The organism is Arthrobacter sp. MA-N2, assembly GCF_000517125.1.
GTDB classification, from domain to species: domain Bacteria; phylum Actinomycetota; class Actinomycetes; order Actinomycetales; family Micrococcaceae; genus Arthrobacter; species Arthrobacter methylotrophus.
This window is the reverse complement of sequence record NZ_KI912155.1, coordinates 372,212-391,324: the sequence shown is the minus strand read 5'-3', so window position 1 is coordinate 391,324 and position 19,113 is coordinate 372,212. Positions and strand designations below refer to the sequence as shown.

Genomic DNA, 19,113 nt, shown 5'->3' with positions numbered 1-19,113 from the left:
TATGAAAAGTAACCATCAGATCGAGCACTATGTTGCCCCTGTCGACGAGACACCGCTGCTGGCGACCGATTCCCTCAAGGTCGACGCAGCACCCCTGAGCCTGTGGGCGGACGCCTGGCGGAAGCTCCGCCGTCGGCCGCTCTTCATCATCTCGGCGCTCATGATCCTGCTGCTCCTCGTCGTCGCGTTCTTCCCGGGCTTGTTCACCCAGACAGCTCCGAACGACAACTGCCAGCTGAGCGACTCCCTGGCAGGACCCTCCGCCGGCCATCCCCTGGGATTCACGTTCCAGGGCTGCGACATCTACTCCCGCGTCATCCACGGCACACAGGCATCCTTGACCGTCGGCGTCGTCTCCGTTATCTTCGTCCTGATCATCGGGGTAACCCTGGGCGCGTTGGCAGGATTCTTCGGCGGCTGGGTCGACACCGTCATTGCCCGCATTGGTGACATCTTCTTCGCCTTGCCCTTGGTCCTCGGTGCGCTGGTGGTTACCCAGTTGCCCTTCTTCCGTGAGAACAAGAGCGTCTTCACGGTGGTCATGGTCATTGTGATGCTCGGCTGGCCGCAAATGGCCCGTATCACCCGTGGCGCCGTGATCGAGGTCCGCAACGCCGATTTCGTGACCGCCGCCCGCTCGCTGGGTGTCTCCAAGATCGGTACCCTGGTCCGGCACGTGGTTCCCAACGCGCTCGCGCCGATCATCGTCCTTGCCACCATGGAGCTTGGCGTCTTTATTGTGACCGAGGCAACGCTGTCCTTCCTTGGCATCGGCCTGCCCGGAAGCATCATGTCCTGGGGTAACGACATTTCCGCGGCAAAGGACACGCTGCGCACCAACCCCGAAGTGCTGATGTTCCCCGCAACCGCACTGTCCATCACGGTCCTGAGCTTCATCATGCTTGGTGACGCGCTGCGTGACGCCCTTGACCCCAAGAGCCGCAAGCGATGAAGGAGGCAATCATGACAACGTCCAACGTCACTATCGGCGAGGCTGAGACGGAAGAGCGCCCACTCCTGGAAATCAGGGATCTCGCCATTTCCTTCCAGACGGCGAGCGGCGAATTCCAAGCCGTCAAGAACGCCCACCTGACCATCATGCCCGGCGAGACAGTTGCCATTGTGGGGGAGTCCGGTTCGGGAAAGTCCACGACGGCGCTCGCCGCGATCGGGCTCCTGCCGGAGAACGGCCGGGTTTCCGGCGGCCAGATCCTACTCGACGGTGAGGATATCTCCCACGCGACGGAACGGCGCATGATCGAGCTGCGCGGCAACACGATCGGCATGGTCCCGCAGGACCCGATGTCCAACCTCAACCCGGTCTGGAAGATCGGCTACCAGGTCCGCGAGACCCTGCGCGCCAACGGCAAGCCGAACGGTCCCGCCGACGTCGCCCGCGTCCTGGGGGAAGCCGGCTTGCCGGACTCTGCGCGGCGCGCCAAGCAGTACCCGCACGAATTCTCCGGCGGCATGCGCCAGCGCGCCCTGATCGCGATCGGACTGTCCTGCCAGCCGCGCCTCCTGATTGCCGATGAGCCGACCTCGGCCCTCGACGTCACGGTGCAGCGGCAGATCCTGGACCACCTCGAGACCATGACGGCGGAGCTCGGCACGGCGGTCCTCCTCATCACGCACGATCTCGGCCTGGCTGCCGAGCGCGCGGACAAAGTGGTGGTCATGTACCGGGGCAACGTAGTGGAGGCCGGTCCTTCGCTCGAATTGCTCCGCAACCCGCAACACCCCTACACCCAGCGGCTGGTGGCATCGGCGCCTTCCCTCGCTTCCCGGAGGATCCAGGCCGCCAAGGCCGAAGGCATCCAGACGGAAGAACTCCTGGCGCCCACCGGGGCTGTAGTCGAAAAGGCGTTGCCGGAAGACGTCCTGAAGGTCGAGAACCTCAGCAAGGTCTTCAAGCTGCGCTCCGGCATGGGCAAGGCAACGGACTTCACCGCGGTGGACAACGTCTCGTTCAACGTCACGCGGGGAACGACGACGGCGATCGTGGGGGAGTCGGGCTCCGGCAAGTCCACAGTGGCCCAGATGGTCCTCAACCTGCTGGCACCGACGTCGGGGCGGATCGTGTTCGACGGCGTGGACACCTCCACCTTGAACAGCAGGGAGATCTTCAAGTTCCGGCGCCGGGTCCAGCCGATCTTCCAGGACCCGTACGGCTCCCTCGACCCGATGTACAACATCTTCAGGACCATCGAGGAACCGCTCCGGACCCACAAGATTGGTGACAAGGCCAGCCGCGAGAAGAAGGTCCGGGAACTTCTGGACCAGGTCGCTTTGCCGCAGTCCACCATGCAGCGATACCCGAACGAGCTCTCGGGCGGACAGCGGCAACGCGTCGCGATTGCCCGGGCCTTGGCACTTGACCCTGAAGTGATCATCTGCGACGAGGCGGTCTCCGCCCTGGATGTCTTGGTGCAGGCCCAGGTGCTGAACTTGCTGGCCGAGCTGCAGTCCAATCTTGGACTGACGTATCTGTTCATCACGCACGACCTCGCCGTTGTGCGGCAGATCGCCGACCATGTCTGCGTGATGCAGAAGGGCAAACTCGTGGAAACCGGCAGCACCGACGACGTCTTCGATTCGCCGCAACAGGACTACACCAAGGCCCTGCTTCACGCTATTCCAGGAGCGAGCCTGATGCTTCCGCCGGTGGTGGCCTGAGCTGTTGGGGCAACCCTTGTCCAGCGCTGATTGGGCAAGCTGAAGAGCCGGTGCAACTTCTCTCTGGGAAGTGGCACCGGCTCTTTGCTGTTCTTCGAAGACACCTCGTGGTTGTGATGAAGGGCACAATTCGGTTGCTTGGGGGTCATTTTTAGGCCAATAAATACCACAGCGTTTAGACTCTAGGAAGGTGCCCTGTGTCAAAGGGGCTAATCCGTCGTGCGTTCCGGTTGGAAATGTCGCGATACAACAGCTGACTTCACCACTGAATCGAGCCATTACGCATGTCTGAAACCACCACCAACACCGCCGCGGCCACTGCATCGCGCAGTGATCTGCGCAACGTCGCGATTGTGGCCCACGTTGACCACGGCAAGACCACACTGGTCGACGCCATGCTCAAGCAGACCAACTCCTTCGCCGAGCACAACCACCTTGAAGACCGTGTCATGGACTCCGGTGACCTGGAGCGCGAAAAGGGCATCACGATCCTCGCCAAGAACACCACGGTTGCCTACAACGGCCCGTCGTCCAACGGCGAGACCATCACCATCAACGTGATCGACACCCCCGGCCACGCCGACTTCGGTGGCGAGGTAGAACGCGGCCTGTCCATGGTCGACGGCGTTGTCCTCCTGGTTGACGCTTCCGAAGGCCCGCTGCCGCAGACCCGCTTTGTGCTCCGCAAGGCTCTCGCCGCCCACCTGCCCGTCATCCTGCTGGTCAACAAGACCGACCGCCCTGACGCACGCATCGATGAAGTGGTCCACGAGTCGATGGACCTGCTCCTCGGTCTGGCCTCGGACCTTGCGGACGAAGTTCCGGACCTGGATCTGGACAAGATCCTGGAAGTTCCCGTGGTCTACGCCGCAGCCAAGGTTGGCCGCGCTTCCTTGGAGCAGCCGGCCGATGGCTCGGCACCGGAGAACGGAGACCTCGAACCTCTCTTCAAGACGATCATCGAGCACATTCCGGCCCCGACATATAACCCCGAGGGCGTCCTCCAGGCGCACGTCACCAACTTGGACGCTTCCCCGTTCCTTGGCCGCCTAGCCCTGTTGCGCATCTACAACGGAACCCTTCGCAAGGGGCAGACCGTTGCTTGGGCACGCGCCAACGGCGAACTCAAGAACGTCAAGATCACCGAGCTCCTGGCCACCAAGGCCCTGGACCGCGTTCCAACCGAGTCTGCCGGGCCCGGCGAGATCGTGGCTGTCGCCGGTATCGAGGAAATCACCATTGGCGAAACCCTGACCGACGCCGAGAACCCGCAGCCGCTGCCGCTCATCACGGTGGATGATCCCGCAATCTCCATGACCATCGGTATCAACACCTCTCCGCTGGCCGGCAAAGTCAAGGGTGCCAAGGTCACGGCCCGCCAAGTGAAGGACCGCCTCGACAAGGAACTGATCGGTAACGTCTCCATCAAGGTTCTGCCCACCGAGCGTCCGGACGCTTGGGAAGTCCAGGGCCGTGGTGAACTTGCGCTGGCCATCCTCGTGGAGCAGATGCGTCGCGAAGGCTTCGAACTGACTGTCGGCAAGCCGCAGGTTGTCACCCGGACCATCGACGGCAAGATCCACGAGCCGATGGAGCACATGACCATCGACGTCCCCGAAGAGTACCTCGGCGCCGTCACGCAGCTCATGGCCGCCCGCAAGGGCCGCATGACCAACATGGCCAACCACGGTACCGGCTGGTGCCGGATGGAATTCATCGTTCCCGCCCGTGGCCTCATCGGCTTCCGCACCAAGTTCCTCACGGACACCCGTGGCGCCGGCATCGCTTCCTCGATCTCCGAGGGTTACGAGCCGTGGGCCGGCCCGATCGAATACCGCACCAACGGTTCGATGGTTGCCGACCGCGCCGGTGTGGTTACGCCCTTCGCAATGATCAACCTGCAGGAACGCGGCTCCTTCTTCGTGAAGCCCACGTCCGAGGTCTACGAAGGCATGATCGTGGGCGAGAACTCCCGCGCGGACGACATGGACGTCAACATCACCAAGGAAAAGAAGCTCACCAACATGCGTGCCGCTTCCTCCGACACCTTCGAGAACTTGACGCCCCCGCGCGACCTGACCCTCGAAGAGTCCCTCGAGTTCGCCCGCGAGGACGAGTGCGTTGAGGTGACCCCGGAGTCCATCCGGATCCGCAAGCTGATCCTGGACTCCAACGAGCGCGCCAAGGCTACCCGTGCCCGCGCCAAAGTCTGACCCTGCGCTAATTGCAGACTGACGCAATGAACGGACTACACGTTGAATAGAAGAGCCACCGGAACAGCACGCGGCATTGCCGTTGCTGTTCCGGTGGCTCTTTTTGCTGCCTTGGCGGGCACTGCGCTGCACCGGCAGGCGCTACTCCTTGCCGGCGTCGACGTTTATTGGGGTGCCGCAGCGGCACTGCTGTTGCTCGCCTCGCTGGAACTCCTGCTCGCCGCGTGGTCCAGGTCTTTGCTCCCGACGGCGGTGGCCGGCATTGCCTGCTATGCGGCCGTTGGCGCACTCTCGGTGACCGGAACCGGTAAGCAATTGATCGTCGCCGATGTTGCGGGAAATGTGTGGGTATATGGGATCGCGGCCGTAACCCTCGTGATGCTCTTGTGGTGCCGACGGTACAGCCGCCGGCGGCGCTGATAGCTAATCGGCGCTTGGATCCCGGTGGTGGGCGATCAAGAGCGAGGTGGCCTCGCCGTCGTCGTCAGCGGGGAGGCGCATGTACTCCTCGACGACCGCCCGCAGCTTGCCCATCATTTCCTGCTGGCGTGCAGCGTTGAATTTCACGCCAAGTCGCCAGACATCGATCTCCTCGGGTGCGAGTCCGCGGGTTTCCTGGACGAACGTTTCGATCAGGACGGGAGAAATATCGTCCACAGGGGTGCTCCACGACGTGCGCGTGGCGATATAGGGGACTTCCTTGGCGCCCCGCTTTCCCTTCCGGCCCTCCTGTGGCATGAGAAATCCCGTGCGGACCAGGGTCCGCACATGGTGCAGGCTCGACGCCGGATTGATACCCAGTAGTCCGGCGATCTCCTTGTTGGTGCGCCCGTGGTGGAGGCACAGCCGCAGGATCCTCAGGCGAAGCGGGGAGCTCAATGCGCGGCCCTTGGCCATCAGGTCATTGTCCTCGCGCGCATGTTCGGTCATGGTGGTCAGTGTAGCCATCCCTGAGTGATTGACATATACCAATCACTGCAGGAAACTAGGCGGGTGAATGCCGGGGCCAGTGACCATGGTGAGCAAACTGACACTGCCCAGCAAACTGACACTGCCCAGCAAATTGACACCGTCCGGCGTTCCGGTACTTCCCGGCAAGGGGCCTCGCTCTGGCGGGACAAAAACTTCACCACCTTCTGGTCGGGCCAGGCCATCAGTCAGCTGGGTGCGCAACTGGGGCAACTGGCGTTTCCCGTCCTTGCGGTGTCCCTGCTCGGCGCCAGCGAGTTCGAGGTTGGCGCGCTCAACGCCGCCGGCCTGGCGGCTTTCCTCCTGATCGGCCTGCCTGCGGGAGCCTGGGTGGACCGATGGCTGAAGCGTCGCACCATGATCGTGGCAGACCTGGTCCGGACGGCGGCGATGGCGGCGGTACCACTCCTGTGGTGGACGGGCATGCTGCAGATCTGGCACTTGTACGCGGTAGCCGCCGTCGTCGGAACCGCAACGGTCTTCTTCGACGTCGCCTACCAAAGCTATGTGCCTGTACTCGTGCACGCCGCGAAAGTGCCGCAGGCTAACTCCAAGCTGGAAGCCACCTCCCAGATCGCGCGGATCGGGGGGCCCGCCGCGGGTGGTGCGTTGCTCGCTGTCGTGTCCGCACCGGTGCTCTTCATTGGCGAGGCGATGGGGTATCTGCTGTCCGCCATTTTCCTGCTCAGAACGCGCGATGCGGAACGGCCCGTGCCTGCCAAGGATCGACAGCCGCTAGCAAGCGAAATCAAGGAAGGTCTGGTCTTCGTGGTCGGGCATCCGTTGATCAGCAGGATTGTGGCCTGCACGGGCGGGGTCAACTTCTTCACCACGATCGCCTTTACCTTGATGCCCGTGCTGGTGCTTCGTGAATTGGAACTCGGTCCGGAGGGCATGGGCCTCATCATGGCGCTGGGGTCAGTTGGCGGACTGATCGGGGCAGTTGCCGCACCCAGGTTCGCGGCCTGGATCGGCGAGGGGACCGTAATTCCGGTGTCGTCGATGATCAGCTCGCTATTCCTCTTGCTTGTTCCCTTGAGCGTGGTGGCTCCCGAACGATGGATGTCCCTTCTGATGCTCATTGTCTCCGATTTTGGGTTCGGCTTCGGTGTCCTCGTATACAACATCATGCAGCTCAGCATGCGGCAGCGTGTGTGTCCTCCCGGGCTGCAAGGTCGCATGAATGCCTCCATTCGTTTTGTGGTGTGGGGAGTCATGCCGATCGCGGCACTTGTCTCCGGAATCCTCGCCGAAAACCTCGGCCTCGTCCCGACATTTTGGATCGGCTTGGGTGGAGGCGTTATCTTCGTTGCGCCGGTGTTGTTCTCGCCGCTCTGGGGAATGCGCCGGCTACCAGACGGGTTGCTTGGCGCCTGACCCCTTGGGACATGCCCAGCCTTGGCTCGCAGCAATGAGCATAATGCTCTTATGCGCATTCCTTGATGCAGGCGTGGCGCATGCCCGATGGATATGAAGGCGCATGTCCAATGGTTGACCCTAAGGTTGGACTACGAGTTTGTCCACATAGCGAATATTGACTCTTCCGCGCCTCCGATCTGGGCCGGAACGATGGGTTCATGGTGAAGATCAGCGGAGTCATTTCAGAGTACGACGGCGTGGCGCGGGCCAAGCATTTCGCAGCGGCCGGGGTCTCGCACTTCCAGCTGAAATCAGCGTTGGCAAGCGGCCGGATTCTTCGCGTAGCCCGTGGGGTCTACGCCGTGCCGGACGCCAATCCCGTTTTGCGCGCCGTTCGCGCCCTTCCCGCCGAACCGGCTTGTGTCTCCGCCGCTGAACTATCCGGGCTGTGGGTTCTGGATAGCCCCAGATGTCCCCACGTCGCGGTCCCGCATAGCCGAAAGTATGCGGGTTTCGTGTGTCATCGGTCCGCGGCGCCGCCCACCCTGATGGATTCGGTGGTCCAGGCCTTGCGCTGCTTGCCGGACCTGGATGGGCTCGTCATTGCCGAATCTGCGGTGGTCCTCGGCCGGCTGCCACTCTCGGGCCTGAGGAGGAGGCTTGACGGGCGAAATGATGCGCACGAGCGGAGACTCGTGTCGCGGATCGTGCCACAATCGCAGTCGATTATTGAGTGTATCGCGCGCTATCACCTGCGGAATGCAGGCTTTCACGTTGAGTCGCAGGTGAACATTCCGGGCATGGGGCATCTGGATTTGATGGTGGACGGAAGACTGGGGATTGAGACCGACGGGGCAAGCTACCACATGGACAAGCCGAGCTTCGAGGAGGATCGTCGTCGCTGGAATGTCACCACCAAGCTCGGCGTTCCGACCTTGGTGGTGAGCTATTCCATGTTGAAGCATCGGCCTCGAGAATTTGTTGCCATGGTCAGGGAAACTCTCAGGACTCTCGACCGCGCAGCGTGATAGTCAGCCCCCGGGAGCGTGCTCATGCTCACTACCGCCCCAAGGGACATGCGCCGCGCTCGCGGTCAAGCATGGACATGTTCCTCGCCCAGATTCCATCGACCAAGGGACATGCTCGTTGCTCGGAGCTATGAACGGGCATATTGGCATTATGCCCATCGGTTGGGACAAACAGGGGGCATGTCCGGCGGGTGGGCGCAGAAGGGGGCATGCTCGTGGGTGGGGGCGGGGCTACTGTGGGGTGGTGCGGGGGCCTCGGCGTGCCGGGGGAGGGGGGACCTCCTTTGCCGCCACCACAAGCGCCAGCGGGATCTCGACGTCGGATCGGCGGGTGCGGATGGTACACGCACCATCGGTGACGGAGAGCAGGTAGCCGAGGGCGTCGGTAAAGCCAGTGTTCACCCGGTATCGGACAACTATCCGTGTTCCGGATACGGTATTGAGCAGGAAATCCTGGGGGCGGGGCAAACTCACCAGTTCATAGTAGGACGCCCGGCTAGGTTGGGGCGTTCCGGCTGGTGGATAATAGGCTCAGAATTCGATGTACCGGCTACAGGGCCGGTGGTACTACCCGGAAAATTGACCGGGACAACTGTGGAGAGGCAAGGGACGTGACCTACGTAATCGCGCAGCCGTGTGTGGACGTCAAGGACAAGGCATGTATTGAAGAATGCCCTGTCGACTGCATCTACGAAGGCGAACGTTCCCTCTATATCCACCCGGATGAGTGCGTGGACTGCGGCGCCTGCGAACCCGTGTGCCCGGTGGAAGCGATCTACTACGAGGATGACACCCCGGAGGAATGGGCGGACTACTACAAGGCCAACGTCGAGTTCTTCGATGACCTCGGGTCCCCGGGTGGAGCTGCCAAGATCGGCAACACCGGCAAGGACCACCCGTTCATCGCTGCGTTGCCCCCGCAGAACCAAGACCATTAAGAACGGTTGCTTCCTTTGATTTCTGCGGCGCCCGCCTTTGGACTCAATCTGCCTGACTACCCTTGGGAGGCCATGGCTCCGTATGTGGCCAAGGCTGCACAACATCCGGGCGGGGTGGTCAACCTCTCCATTGGAACTCCCGTGGATCCTACGCCGGAACTCATTCGGGAGGCACTTGCCGGCGCAGCGGACGCGCACGGTTACCCCACCGTCCACGGCACGGAAGCTCTTCGCGAGGCCGTGTCGGGCTGGTTCGCCAGCCGTCGCGGAGTCTCAGGAATAGACCCCAGGGACATTATGCCCACGGTCGGCTCCAAGGAACTGGTGGCATGGCTGCCGTTCCTGCTGGGCCTGAGGGCAGGCGATGTCGTGGTCCGTCCCACTGTGGCCTACCCGACTTATGACATCGGCGCTATGTTTGCCGGCGCCACTGCGGTCGCTGCAGACAGCCTGGACGAACTGGACTCCGCCACCCGTGCCAGGGTCCGCCTTATCTGGATCAATTCCCCGGGCAATCCGACCGGAAGCGTGCGCGACGTCGAATCACTTCGGCAGATCGTGGCCCAGGCCCGTGAGATCGGCGCCGTTGTTGCGTCGGACGAATGCTATGCCGAACTCGGCTGGGGTCAATGGGATGCCCAGCGCGGCGGCCAAGCGGTACCCAGCATCCTTGACCCGCGTGTCACCGGTGGGTCCACGGACGGTCTGTTGTGTGTCTACTCGCTCAGCAAGCAGTCGAACCTGGCGGGCTACCGCGCTGCCTTCGTGGCCGGGGACTCGACGATCGTGGCGAACCTGGTCAACAGCCGCAAGCACGCAGGCATGATCGTGCCCTACCCGGTCCAGGAAGCCATGCGCGTGGCGCTCGGCGACGCCGGGCACGTACTGGCGCAAAAGGACCTCTACCGCGGGCGCCGCGAACGCCTCCTGCCGGCACTGCAGAACTTTGGCCTGAAGATCCACGAGTCAAAAGCCGGACTGTACTTGTGGGCTACCGCGGGGGAGGCGACGTGGGACGCCGTCCAGCGCTTCGCTGACTTGGGCATCGTCGTCGGGCCCGGAGTATTCTATGGTGACGCCGGGAACGGCTTCATCCGTGTGGCGCTCACGGGGACCGACGAACGCATCGACGCCGCCGTCGAACGCTTGAACGCCGCACCATAACAATCCTGTGACTTGCGGCACAGGGCGCGTCATTCCGCCAGTAACCGTCGCTTGTGGATTAGTTTGTCCCGCTGACTGGCGGTAGCTTTTAAGTGACTATCAATGGTGGCTTTCTCCACGAAGGCAGTCCGGCCGATGGCGCCTGCACTTGCAGGCCGGGGCCGGTGTCACCAGATGTTGGTTGGATCAAGCTTTCGACCGAGGCCCAGAGCCTCATGAAGGGGACTCCATGACTGAGACCACCAGTGCTACCCTGCGCCATGCCGGCGGAGAGCTCGAGCTCCCGCGGATCAAGGTTGTAGAAGGGAACGAAGGATACGACGTTTCCAAGCTGCTGAAGCAGACGGGCGCCGTCGCCTATGACCCCGGCTTCATGAACACCGCCGCCACCACGTCGGCAATCACTTACATCGATGGCGATGCCGGCATCCTGCGCTACCGCGGATACCCGATCGAGCAGCTTGCACAGCACTCCAGCTTCCTGGAGGTTTCCTACCTGCTGATCTACGGCAACTTGCCCACGCCTACCGAGCTGGACGCGTTCGACCAGCGCATCCGCCACCACACGCTGCTCCACGAAGAACTCAAGGGTTTCTTCGGCGGCTTCCCGCGTGATGCGCATCCGATGCCGGTCCTGTCTTCGGCTGTCTCCGCGTTGTCCACGTTTTACCAGGACTCTTTGGACCCGTTCAACCCGGAGCATGTGGAAGTGTCCACCATCCGCCTGATGGCGAAGCTCCCGGTCATCGCGGCCTACGCCCATAAGAAGTCCATTGGCCAGCCCATGCTGTACCCGGACAATTCCATGAACCTCGTGGAGAACTTCCTGCGGTTGAGCTTCGGCCTGCCGGCGGAGCAGTACGAACTGGATCCGGTCGTCGTCAAGGCGCTGGACCTCCTGCTCATCCTGCACGCGGACCACGAGCAGAACTGCTCGACGTCGACCGTGCGCCTGGTGGGCTCGTCGAACGCGAACTTGTTCGCTTCCGTTTCCGCAGGCATCAACGCCCTCTTCGGCCCCGCACACGGCGGCGCCAACGAGGCCGTGCTGAAGATGCTGCGCCAGATCCAAGCCGACGGCGTTAAGCCCGAGGACTACATGGAGAAGGTCAAGAACAAGGAGGACGGTGTCCGCCTCATGGGCTTCGGACACCGGGTCTACAAGAACTACGACCCGCGCGCGAAGATCATCAAGGCGACGGCACACGAAATCCTCGGCAAGCTCGGCGGTAACGACGAACTCCTGGACATCGCTATGCGTCTCGAAGAGAAGGCCTTGGCTGACGACTACTTCATCCAGCGCAAGCTCTACCCGAACGTCGACTTCTACACGGGCCTGATCTACAAGGCCATGGGTTTCCCGGAGAAGATGTTCACCGTCCTGTTCGCGATCGGGCGCCTTCCCGGCTGGATCGCCCAGTGGCGCGAAATGATCAACGATCCTCAGACGAAGATCGGCCGCCCGCGGCAGCTCTACACCGGAGAACCGGAACGCGACTACCCGGCGATCTAGACCCTAACGCGGGGTCACTTACGGCCTGTCCCGGAGGACATCATGGGCCGTAAGTGACCCCGCGTTGCTTTTAAGAGCTATAGCCGAGCGGGTTGTTCTTCTGCCAGCGCCAATGGTCCTCGCACATTTGATCCACGGTCTTCGTGGTGGACCAGTTGAGGTCCGCCAGGGCGGATGAGGCGTCGGCCCAGAACGCGGGCAGGTCTCCGGCTCGGCGTCCCGTGATCTCATACGGCAGCGCGTGGCCCACGGCCTGTTCGAAGGCGTGGAGCATCTCCAACACGGAGGTACCCTTTCCGGAGCCGAGGTTCCAGCGGTGTACTCCTGGGCGGACCGCGACGTAGTCCAACGCGGCGACATGGCCTTCAGCGAGGTCGACCACGTGGATGTAATCCCGTAGGCAGGTGCCGTCCGGGGTGTCATAGTCTCCACCGAACACCATGAGCTTTTCACGGCGACCGACAGCAACTTGGGCGATGTACGGAACCAAGTTGTTCGGGATGCCCTGCGGGTCCTCGCCGATCCTGCCGGAGGGGTGCGCGCCCACCGGATTGAAGTAGCGCAGCAAGGCGATGTGCCAACGTTCGTCCGCTGCGCCGAGGTCCGTCAGGACGTCCTCGATCTGCTCCTTGGTGCGGCCATAAGGGTTGTTCGCCCCGATCTCCATCTTCTCAACATAGGGGATGGGGTTGTGCTCGCCGTACACGGTTGCCGAGGAACTGAAGACGATGGACCGGACGCCGTATTTGTCCATGGCCCGGAGCAGGTTCAGCGTTCCCCCAACGTTGTTGTAGTAGTAGTTCAGCGGCTCCTCCACGGACTCGCCAACTGCCTTAAGCCCGGCGAAATGAATCACGGCGTCGATACTGTGCTGATCGAACACAGACTCAAGCGCGCCCGCATCCAAGAGATCTACGTGGTGGAACGCTGCCGCCTTTCCTGCGAGTTCAACAACGCGGCGCAAGGACTCTTCGCTTGAATTCACGAGGTTGTCTACCACGAGGACTTCGTGTCCGGCTTCCAAAAGGGACAGGACGGTGTGCGATCCGATGTAACCGGTGCCGCCCGTGACAAGAATTCTCATGCAACCAACGCTAACCGAACTTGGGCCGTGTCCGCTGACTGTTGCGTGCGCCACAGTTTTGCCACGCCCGGGTGCCGCCCCCGCGGTACAAGCACATTCGTGCTAAAAAGATCTGTGCCCAAGATTGTTGATGCCGAAGCCCGGCGCCAGGAAGTAGTCGAAGCCGTCTTCAGGATCATCGCCTCGGATGGCCTGGAACGTGCCTCATTGCGGGAGGTGGCTGACGAGGCCGGACTTGCTGTTGGCTCGGTCCGCCACTACTTTGCCAGCAGCGATGAATTGCTGGTCCATTCCTTCTCCGTGGTCATCGACAGGATCGCCGCGCGGCTCGAGGAAGCGTTCGCCGTCGTCGAATCCTCGGAACCGGACTCGGCTGAACACGATGCCGCCGTATTAACCCTCCTGGGTCAATTCCTGCCGCTCGACGAGGAACTGGCCGTCGACGCCTGCGTCTGGATCGCATTCCGGCATGCGGCGCGGATCAAACCCGTACTCCAACAAGAAGCCGCACGCAGCCACCGTGCCGTGGCCGCCGTCGTCGGCCGCTTGGTGATGCGACTGATGCCCGACGGCGGGACCGGCCAGGAGCGCCTGGTAACTGAGGCCGAGCGCCTCTTGGCGACCCTCGACGGACTGTGCATGCATGCCCTGCTGCAGCCGGAGTGGATGACAGCGGAGGTCTGCCGTGACGTTCTGACCGCGCATCTGGACACTCTCGTTGGGCTGCCGTCCAACCGTTAACGTCAAGGCTCATCGGGAATAGACTGGAACCCTGAGCGGGCACCTGCCAAGGGAGGCAATTCGGATGCATGACACAGGCGGTCAGGGGTGGCGGATCACCATGGACACCTCAGGACCGATGCTCATTGCCTTGTATCTGAGAGACGTTGCCGGACTGGACGGAGCCGGAAGGCCGGCGCTCTCCCATGCCACACCCAAAGTGAGGCACGCGGACCACACACACCTTACCGCCGAAGTAGGCGGGATGCCGGCCCTCAAGACCGAGTGGGAAGCATGGTGGGAGCAACTGCTGAAAGCGTATCCCGATGCCGCGCCAGAGCTTTCACCCCCGGGTTTCAATGCTTTCGGCAACTCGCCTGCCCTCCGCAGGGTCCTGCAGGCACACTTCGGTGCTGCCCTCACGTGGGCCCGTGAACGCGTCGAAGAGTACGAAAAGCTTGAAGCCGAGCGCGAGGCCAGCGGTGCCACGATGCTTATTGGTGACATGGTGGAGGACCGCTTGCTGGAGGTCGGACGGAGTTCCCGGGACTTCAACCTGAAGATCATCGAACTGCCGCTCAACGAGCCGAGGGCCTGGTACCTCGAGCCTGACAAGATGATCATGAGCGAGGGTCTGTTGTCCCAGCCGGAGATATTCCGCAGCTACGTCCAGCCGGTGGTTGAACTACTGGTCTGAGGCGCGGGGTGGGGACCGGACTACCAGGCAGGGACTACGTCTTCGGCGCCGAAACCGTGATAGTCACCGTTCCCGATCCTGCCGTGGAATCCTGCCAGCCTTTGCGATCCTGCCGGTTCCAAGTCCCGCCCGCCACGTCCACCTGAGTCACCGAGAGGGCTTTGGCATTCGCCACTGCCCACTGGGCCACAGCCCACGATTGCGGAGCAGTGACGTTCAGCTGGACCGTTCGGCCTTGGGCCACGGCCGGCAGGGACCCGAACGCCGTCGTCATCGCATCCACAACGGCGTTCGGATCACCGGCAGTGTCCGCGGCGCGGAGCGTGCAGTCCAGAGCCCTTTCGGAGTGTCCGGTCAGGGCAGACGCGTAGGCGCGGCCCATGGCTTCATGCTGCGCGTAGGCCTGAGGGAATGCGGAGTGCTGGACCGCTTGCGCAGCATCGGTGATCGCCATGGTCTCGTAGCCGGGTATCTTCACCAGGTGGTCGTAGAAAGCGTTTGTCGCGTAAACGGGATCCATGACCTGCGCCTCGGTCCCCCATCCCTGGGACGGACGCTGCTGGAACAGCCCGCGCGAATCGGGGCCTACCTCGTCGCCGTGGCCGATGTTGCGCAGCCTGGATTCCTGCATGGCGGTGGCGACAGCAATGGTGGCAGCGCGAGGTGGCAGCCCCCGTTTCACTGAGATAGCCGCGATCAGGGCGGCATTTGCCGCCTGGTCCGTCGCCAACTCGTAGGAATCCGAGCCGACGACGGCGGTGCAGCGCTCCGTAACCAGGGTTTCGGAGCGCTGCAGTACAGTCACCACGGCGTAGAAGGCGCCAGCCACCAAGGCAAGCGCCAGCAACAAGATGATGGTGCGTCGGAGACGGCGCATCCAGATATCAGCTAGTTGATGTGAAGGGCTTCGTTGAGCTCCACCGTCTGTCCCTTGCGGGGGAGGACCTCGACTTCACCCGTGCTGGAGTTGCGGCGGAACAGCAGGTTCGGCATGCCCGAGAGTTCCACGGCCTTGATGATGCTGCTGGTGTCCTCGCCGTTGGCGTCCTTTGGGCCGAGGATCCGTACGCGGGTTCCTGCCGTGACGTAGAGGCCGGCTTCAACCACGGAATCATCGCCGATGCTGATGCCCACGCCGGAATTCGCCCCCAGCAGTACACGCTCACCCAGGGCGATCTTTTCCTTGCCGCCACCGGACAGGGTGCCCATGATGGAGGCGCCGCCGCCGACGTCGGTGCCGTCACCGGTCACCACCCCTGCGGAGATGCGGCCTTCCACCATGGAGGTGCCAAGCGTGCCGGCATTGAAGTTCACGAAGCCCTCGTGCATGACGGTGGTGCCTTCGGAGAGGTAGGCGCCCAAACGGACACGGTCTGCGTCAGCTATCCTGACGCCGCTGGGGACGACGTAGTCCACCATACGGGGGAACTTGTCCACTCCATACACGGTGACCGCGCCGCGCTTGCGGAGGCGGGCGCGAGTCGCTTCAAAACCGTCCACCGCGGCGGGACCGAAGTTGGTCCACACAACGTTGGGGAGCTTGCCGAAGATACCGTCCAGGTTGATGCTGTTGGGCTGGACCAGGCGGTGCGAGAGCAAGTGAAGGCGCAAGTAGGCGTCCACGGTGTCCGCGGGGGCTTCATCCAGGTTGATCTGGGCGAAGACAACCTTCTGCTCCGTCCCGCGGTCGGCGTCGCGGCTATCAGAAGCAAGGCTGGTCAACGATTCATCCGCATGCTCCACCGTTCGCAGGGACTCGGCCGCTACGCCCAGGGCCGGCGCCGGAAACCATGCGTCCAGTACTGTCGCTTCTCCGGCGTCGGAGGTGGCGATGGTGGCCAGGCCAAAGCCATAGGCGGAACGGTGGTTTGCAGATGCGCTATCGGGTGCGGCTGAGGCAGCGGTTTCAGTCATGCTGCAAGTCTATCGAGAGCCGCTGGCTGCCTCGAAACCGAGTGTGGTCCCAAGGGTCGCAATTCGCGCGGGATCGCGGGATACAGTGGACAAGTGACCGTCGAAACTACTCCGATTCTTCTTGACCTCCGGCAAGACGTCGCGTTGCTGACCGCAGCGCTCATGGACATCAACAGCGTGTCCGGCAACGAATCCGCGTTGGCGAACGCCGTCGAGTCTGCCCTTCGCACGATCCCGGGGCTGCGGTTGGTGCGGGATGGCGACGCCATCATTGCCCGAACCGAGCTTGGACGTCCTGAGCGGGTCATCCTTGCCGGCCACCTCGATACCGTACCGTTGCCCACCGTGGAAGGTTCACTAGGCACAGTGCCGTCGACGTGGGAGTCCGGCATCGCGGGCACAGGGAATCTATACGGACGCGGCGCAACCGACATGAAGGGCGGAGTTGCGGTACAGCTTGCCCTCGCGGCCACCATGTTCGACGGCGGTGCCGAGCCGGGCAAGGATGTCACGTTCGTCTTCTACGACCATGAGGAAGTCGAAGCCGTCAAGAGCGGCCTTGCTCGCTTGGTACGGAACCACGGCCATCTCCTGGAAGGTGACTTCGCGATCCTCCTCGAACCCACTGACGGCACCGTGGAAGGTGGCTGCAATGGCACTAGCCGCTTCGAAGCCACCACGGTGGGGGAGGCGGCCCACTCGGCCCGGGCGTGGATGGGCAGCAATGCGATCCACGCTGCCGCGCCCATCCTCAGCCGCTTGGCTGCCTACGAACCGCGCACTGTCAACGTGGACGGGCTCGACTACCGGGAAAGCCTCAATGCCGTGAAGATCAACGGCGGTACCGCAGGCAACGTGATTCCGGACCGCTGCGTGGTGGAAATCAACTACCGATTCGCGCCGGACAAGACCCCGGACCAAGCCGAAGCCCACGTCCGTGAACTGTTGGAGGGCTTCGACGTGGTCCGCACCGACGCCGCCGCTGGCGCCAGGCCCGGCCTCAACCACCCGGCTGCCGCGTCCTTCGTTGCCGCCGTCGGCGCCGATCCCAAACCCAAATACGGTTGGACCGACGTCGCGCGCTTCAGTGAACTAGGCGTTCCCGCAGTCAATTTCGGCCCCGGCGATCCGCTGCTGGCCCATAAGGACAATGAACACGTCGACGCCGATGCCATCCGCGAGTGCCTCCGCGCCCTTCGTCTGTGGCTGGCCGACTAACGTTTAACTGCGAACGTGGGTGTGGCCCCGCGGGCCACACCCACGTTTTGGCTAGCCCTCGGCCGCCACAATTTCCGATCTGGCTACCTTCACCACTTTGACGTTGCGGCGCATCCGGCTTTCAAGCCACTTGGCGATGCCCGCGAGGATCAGGCACATGCCCACGTACAGCACGCCGGCAATGATGGCGGAGGGGATGATGGGCGAGCCGTACTGGGCTTGGCTTCCGAAGTATTTCGCTTGGAAGAGGATTTCGTTGTAGGTCACGATGAAGCCCAACGCCGTGTCCTTGAGAATGACCACGAGCTGGGAAATGATCACCGGGAGCATCGAGCGGACCGCCTGCGGAAGCAGGATGTTCGTCATCACCGCGCTCTTGGGCAAGCCGATGGCATAGCCGGCCTCGCTCTGTCCGCGGGGAAGCGATTCAATGCCGGCGCGGAAGACTTCCGCCAGCACCGATCCGTTGTACAGCACCAGGCCGGCAACGACTGCCGTAAAAGGCGTGATGCCCTGGACGCCCAGCTGGGGTAGTCCGTAGTAGAAGATCATCATGAGGATCAGCAAGGGAACGGCACGGAAGAGTTCCGTGAACCCGTAGCAAGGCATGCTGATCCACTTGCGGTCGGAGAGCCGGCCGAACGCCAGGAAGACACCGAGGACAAGGCTGAACACGGCTGCCGTGGCAAAAGCGGAAAGCGTTGCACCTACCGACTGGACGATGGTCTGCTGCACCAGCGGGAAGGTGAACAACTGCCATTTCTTCGCATCGAACTGCCCGCTTTGAGCGAAGCGGAGGACGATGAACCCGACGATGGCAATGATGACCAGGGCGGTTACGACGCCGAGAATCCTGTAGCGTGCGCGCGCTTTTGGCCCCGGGGCGTCAAAGAGAACCGAGCTCATCGGGCCACCTTCCATTTCTTTTCAAGCTTTCGCTGTGCGAAGGAAAGGATGAAAACGATCAGAACGAATATTAGTGCGACCCAGAGCAGTCCGGCCATGGCGGGTTCCCCGCGCTCGGAAAGGTTTGACCGAATGGCCCCCGCTTCGGCCACTGAAAATCCTGCAGCCACCGTGGTGTTCTTGAGCAATGCAATGAACACGCTGAACATGGGCGGGATGACCGCGCGGAAAGCCTGGGGGAGGATCACGACCGTGAGCGTTTGCGTGAACGTCAGTCCGATGGCGCGGGCAGCTTCGGCTTGGCCCACGGGAACGGTGTTGATGCCGGAGCGTACGGCCTCGGCCACGTACGTGGCCGTGTATAGGCTGAGGCCAACGGTAGCGGCAGTCATGAAATCAATTTCGACGAGGCCGAGCTTCGGATAGCCCAAGGCAAAAAAGAACAGGACCAGCGTCAACGGGGTGTTGCGCACCACGTTGATATACAGCGTGGCTGCGGCGCGCATCGCAGGGATCGGAGAAACACGCAGTGTTGCCACGATGGTGCCCAGGATCAAGGCAAAGATCCCGGCAAAGAAGAAGAGTATGAGGGTGTTCCGGAACCCCGTGATAAAGAGATCCGAGTTGTTCAGCAGCGTATTCACAGAATGGTCGCTTTCAGCCGATATTTGAGGGGACATCCGAGGGAGCGGCTTTGAGCCGCCCCCTCAACAT

19 protein-coding genes are annotated in these 19,113 nt (G+C 62.6%); 12 read left to right on the top strand and 7 right to left on the bottom strand.

Annotated elements, in window-relative coordinates; translation table 11 throughout:
- Position 1 precedes the first annotated feature (1 nt).
- The 4 genes from A3M3_RS0102130 (at position 2) to A3M3_RS23495 (ending at position 5,309) form a co-directional block, all read left to right on the top strand.
- Positions 2–952 (top strand): ABC transporter permease, encoded by a 951-nt coding sequence (locus tag A3M3_RS0102130; protein WP_028264952.1) that lies wholly within the window; start codon positions 2–4, stop codon positions 950–952.
- A gap of 11 nt (positions 953–963) precedes the next feature.
- Entirely contained in the window at positions 964–2,676 is a 1,713-nt protein-coding gene (locus A3M3_RS0102125) for a dipeptide ABC transporter ATP-binding protein (RefSeq protein WP_028264951.1), read from the top strand.
- A gap of 284 nt (positions 2,677–2,960) precedes the next feature.
- Positions 2,961–4,889, top strand: coding sequence for a translational GTPase TypA (gene typA / locus A3M3_RS0102120; RefSeq protein WP_028264950.1), 1,929 nt, complete (start codon positions 2,961–2,963; stop codon positions 4,887–4,889).
- A 42-nt stretch (positions 4,890–4,931) separates the two neighbouring features.
- Positions 4,932–5,309: a hypothetical protein gene (locus A3M3_RS23495; RefSeq protein WP_035741237.1), complete on the top strand. Its 378-nt coding sequence runs from the start codon at positions 4,932–4,934 to the stop codon at positions 5,307–5,309.
- A gap of 3 nt (positions 5,310–5,312) precedes the next feature.
- On the opposite strand, the gene A3M3_RS0102110 is transcribed toward A3M3_RS23495, so the two are convergent.
- Positions 5,313–5,819, bottom strand: a complete 507-nt coding sequence (locus tag A3M3_RS0102110; RefSeq protein WP_028264949.1) for a helix-turn-helix domain-containing protein — start codon at positions 5,817–5,819, stop codon at positions 5,313–5,315.
- 24 nt (positions 5,820–5,843) lie between these two features.
- On the opposite strand from A3M3_RS0102110, the gene A3M3_RS23490 reads away from it, so the two are divergent.
- Together A3M3_RS23490 and A3M3_RS0102100 are read left to right on the top strand one after the other, a co-directional pair.
- Positions 5,844–7,235 (top strand): MFS transporter, encoded by a 1,392-nt coding sequence (locus A3M3_RS23490; protein WP_231497160.1) that lies wholly within the window; start codon positions 5,844–5,846, stop codon positions 7,233–7,235.
- 200 nt (positions 7,236–7,435) lie between these two features.
- Positions 7,436–8,245, top strand: coding sequence for a type IV toxin-antitoxin system AbiEi family antitoxin domain-containing protein (locus tag A3M3_RS0102100; protein WP_028264948.1), 810 nt, complete (start codon positions 7,436–7,438; stop codon positions 8,243–8,245).
- Positions 8,246–8,476: 231 nt separating this feature from the next.
- On the opposite strand, the gene A3M3_RS0102095 is transcribed toward A3M3_RS0102100, so the two are convergent.
- Positions 8,477–8,719: a putative acetyltransferase gene (locus tag A3M3_RS0102095; protein ID WP_051422885.1), complete on the bottom strand. Its 243-nt coding sequence runs from the start codon at positions 8,717–8,719 to the stop codon at positions 8,477–8,479.
- Between the two features lie 137 nt (positions 8,720–8,856).
- On the opposite strand from A3M3_RS0102095, the gene fdxA reads away from it, so the two are divergent.
- The 3 genes from fdxA to A3M3_RS0102080 all read left to right on the top strand — a co-directional run bounded on the left by fdxA (position 8,857) and on the right by A3M3_RS0102080 (position 11,860).
- Positions 8,857–9,183, top strand: a complete 327-nt coding sequence (fdxA, locus tag A3M3_RS0102090; RefSeq protein WP_018776555.1) for a ferredoxin — start codon at positions 8,857–8,859, stop codon at positions 9,181–9,183.
- Between the two features lie 15 nt (positions 9,184–9,198).
- A complete protein-coding gene (gene dapC, locus A3M3_RS0102085) occupies positions 9,199–10,347 on the top strand; it encodes a succinyldiaminopimelate transaminase (RefSeq protein ID WP_028264946.1) in 1,149 nt (382 codons plus the stop codon).
- 229 nt (positions 10,348–10,576) lie between these two features.
- Positions 10,577–11,860, top strand: a complete 1,284-nt coding sequence (locus A3M3_RS0102080; RefSeq protein ID WP_028264945.1) for a citrate synthase — start codon at positions 10,577–10,579, stop codon at positions 11,858–11,860.
- A gap of 70 nt (positions 11,861–11,930) precedes the next feature.
- Here the strand turns inward: A3M3_RS0102080 and galE are convergent, their stop codons facing one another.
- Positions 11,931–12,944, bottom strand: coding sequence for a UDP-glucose 4-epimerase GalE (gene galE, locus A3M3_RS0102075; protein ID WP_028264944.1), 1,014 nt, complete (start codon positions 12,942–12,944; stop codon positions 11,931–11,933).
- 114 nt (positions 12,945–13,058) lie between these two features.
- On the opposite strand from galE, the gene A3M3_RS0102070 reads away from it, so the two are divergent.
- Positions 13,059–13,685 carry a TetR/AcrR family transcriptional regulator gene (locus A3M3_RS0102070; RefSeq protein ID WP_028264943.1) on the top strand — a complete coding sequence of 209 codons (627 nt, stop codon included), beginning with the start codon at positions 13,059–13,061 and terminating at the stop codon, positions 13,683–13,685.
- A gap of 64 nt (positions 13,686–13,749) precedes the next feature.
- Complete coding sequence (locus A3M3_RS0102065) at positions 13,750–14,361, top strand: hypothetical protein (protein WP_028264942.1); 612 nt, start codon at positions 13,750–13,752, stop codon at positions 14,359–14,361.
- A 34-nt stretch (positions 14,362–14,395) separates the two neighbouring features.
- Here the strand turns inward: A3M3_RS0102065 and A3M3_RS0102060 are convergent, their stop codons facing one another.
- Complete coding sequence (locus A3M3_RS0102060; protein ID WP_028264941.1) at positions 14,396–15,238, bottom strand: hypothetical protein; 843 nt, start codon at positions 15,236–15,238, stop codon at positions 14,396–14,398.
- Between the two features lie 11 nt (positions 15,239–15,249).
- Positions 15,250–16,275 (bottom strand): 2,3,4,5-tetrahydropyridine-2,6-dicarboxylate N-succinyltransferase, encoded by a 1,026-nt coding sequence (dapD, locus tag A3M3_RS0102055; protein ID WP_028264940.1) that lies wholly within the window; start codon positions 16,273–16,275, stop codon positions 15,250–15,252.
- A gap of 93 nt (positions 16,276–16,368) precedes the next feature.
- Between dapD and dapE the strand changes: the two genes are divergently transcribed.
- Positions 16,369–17,493, top strand: coding sequence for a succinyl-diaminopimelate desuccinylase (dapE, locus tag A3M3_RS0102050; RefSeq protein ID WP_028264939.1), 1,125 nt, complete (start codon positions 16,369–16,371; stop codon positions 17,491–17,493).
- Between the two features lie 51 nt (positions 17,494–17,544).
- On the opposite strand, the gene A3M3_RS0102045 is transcribed toward dapE, so the two are convergent.
- Both A3M3_RS0102045 and A3M3_RS0102040 read right to left on the bottom strand, forming a co-directional pair.
- Positions 17,545–18,399, bottom strand: a complete 855-nt coding sequence (locus A3M3_RS0102045; protein ID WP_028264938.1) for an amino acid ABC transporter permease — start codon at positions 18,397–18,399, stop codon at positions 17,545–17,547.
- Complete coding sequence (locus A3M3_RS0102040) at positions 18,396–19,043, bottom strand: amino acid ABC transporter permease (RefSeq protein ID WP_028264937.1); 648 nt, start codon at positions 19,041–19,043, stop codon at positions 18,396–18,398. The genes A3M3_RS0102045 and A3M3_RS0102040 overlap by 4 nt, the downstream gene beginning before the upstream one ends.
- Between the last annotated feature and the right edge of the window lie 70 nt (positions 19,044–19,113).

Coding starts and splice junctions, on each gene's coding strand:
- A3M3_RS0102130 (WP_028264952.1), top strand. CDS start 2: ATGAAAAGTAACCATCAGATCGAGCACTATGTTGCCCCTGTCGACGAG.
- A3M3_RS0102125 (WP_028264951.1), top strand. CDS start 964: ATGACAACGTCCAACGTCACTATCGGCGAGGCTGAGACGGAAGAGCGC.
- typA (WP_028264950.1), top strand. CDS start 2,961: ATGTCTGAAACCACCACCAACACCGCCGCGGCCACTGCATCGCGCAGT.
- A3M3_RS0102110 (WP_028264949.1), bottom strand. CDS start 5,819: ATGACCGAACATGCGCGCGAGGACAATGACCTGATGGCCAAGGGCCGC.
- A3M3_RS0102100 (WP_028264948.1), top strand. CDS start 7,436: ATGGTGAAGATCAGCGGAGTCATTTCAGAGTACGACGGCGTGGCGCGG.
- A3M3_RS0102080 (WP_028264945.1), top strand. CDS start 10,577: ATGACTGAGACCACCAGTGCTACCCTGCGCCATGCCGGCGGAGAGCTC.
- galE (WP_028264944.1), bottom strand. CDS start 12,944: ATGAGAATTCTTGTCACGGGCGGCACCGGTTACATCGGATCGCACACC.
- A3M3_RS0102065 (WP_028264942.1), top strand. CDS start 13,750: ATGCATGACACAGGCGGTCAGGGGTGGCGGATCACCATGGACACCTCA.
- A3M3_RS0102060 (WP_028264941.1), bottom strand. CDS start 15,238: ATGCGCCGTCTCCGACGCACCATCATCTTGTTGCTGGCGCTTGCCTTG.
- dapD (WP_028264940.1), bottom strand. CDS start 16,275: ATGACTGAAACCGCTGCCTCAGCCGCACCCGATAGCGCATCTGCAAAC.
- A3M3_RS0102045 (WP_028264938.1), bottom strand. CDS start 18,399: ATGAGCTCGGTTCTCTTTGACGCCCCGGGGCCAAAAGCGCGCGCACGC.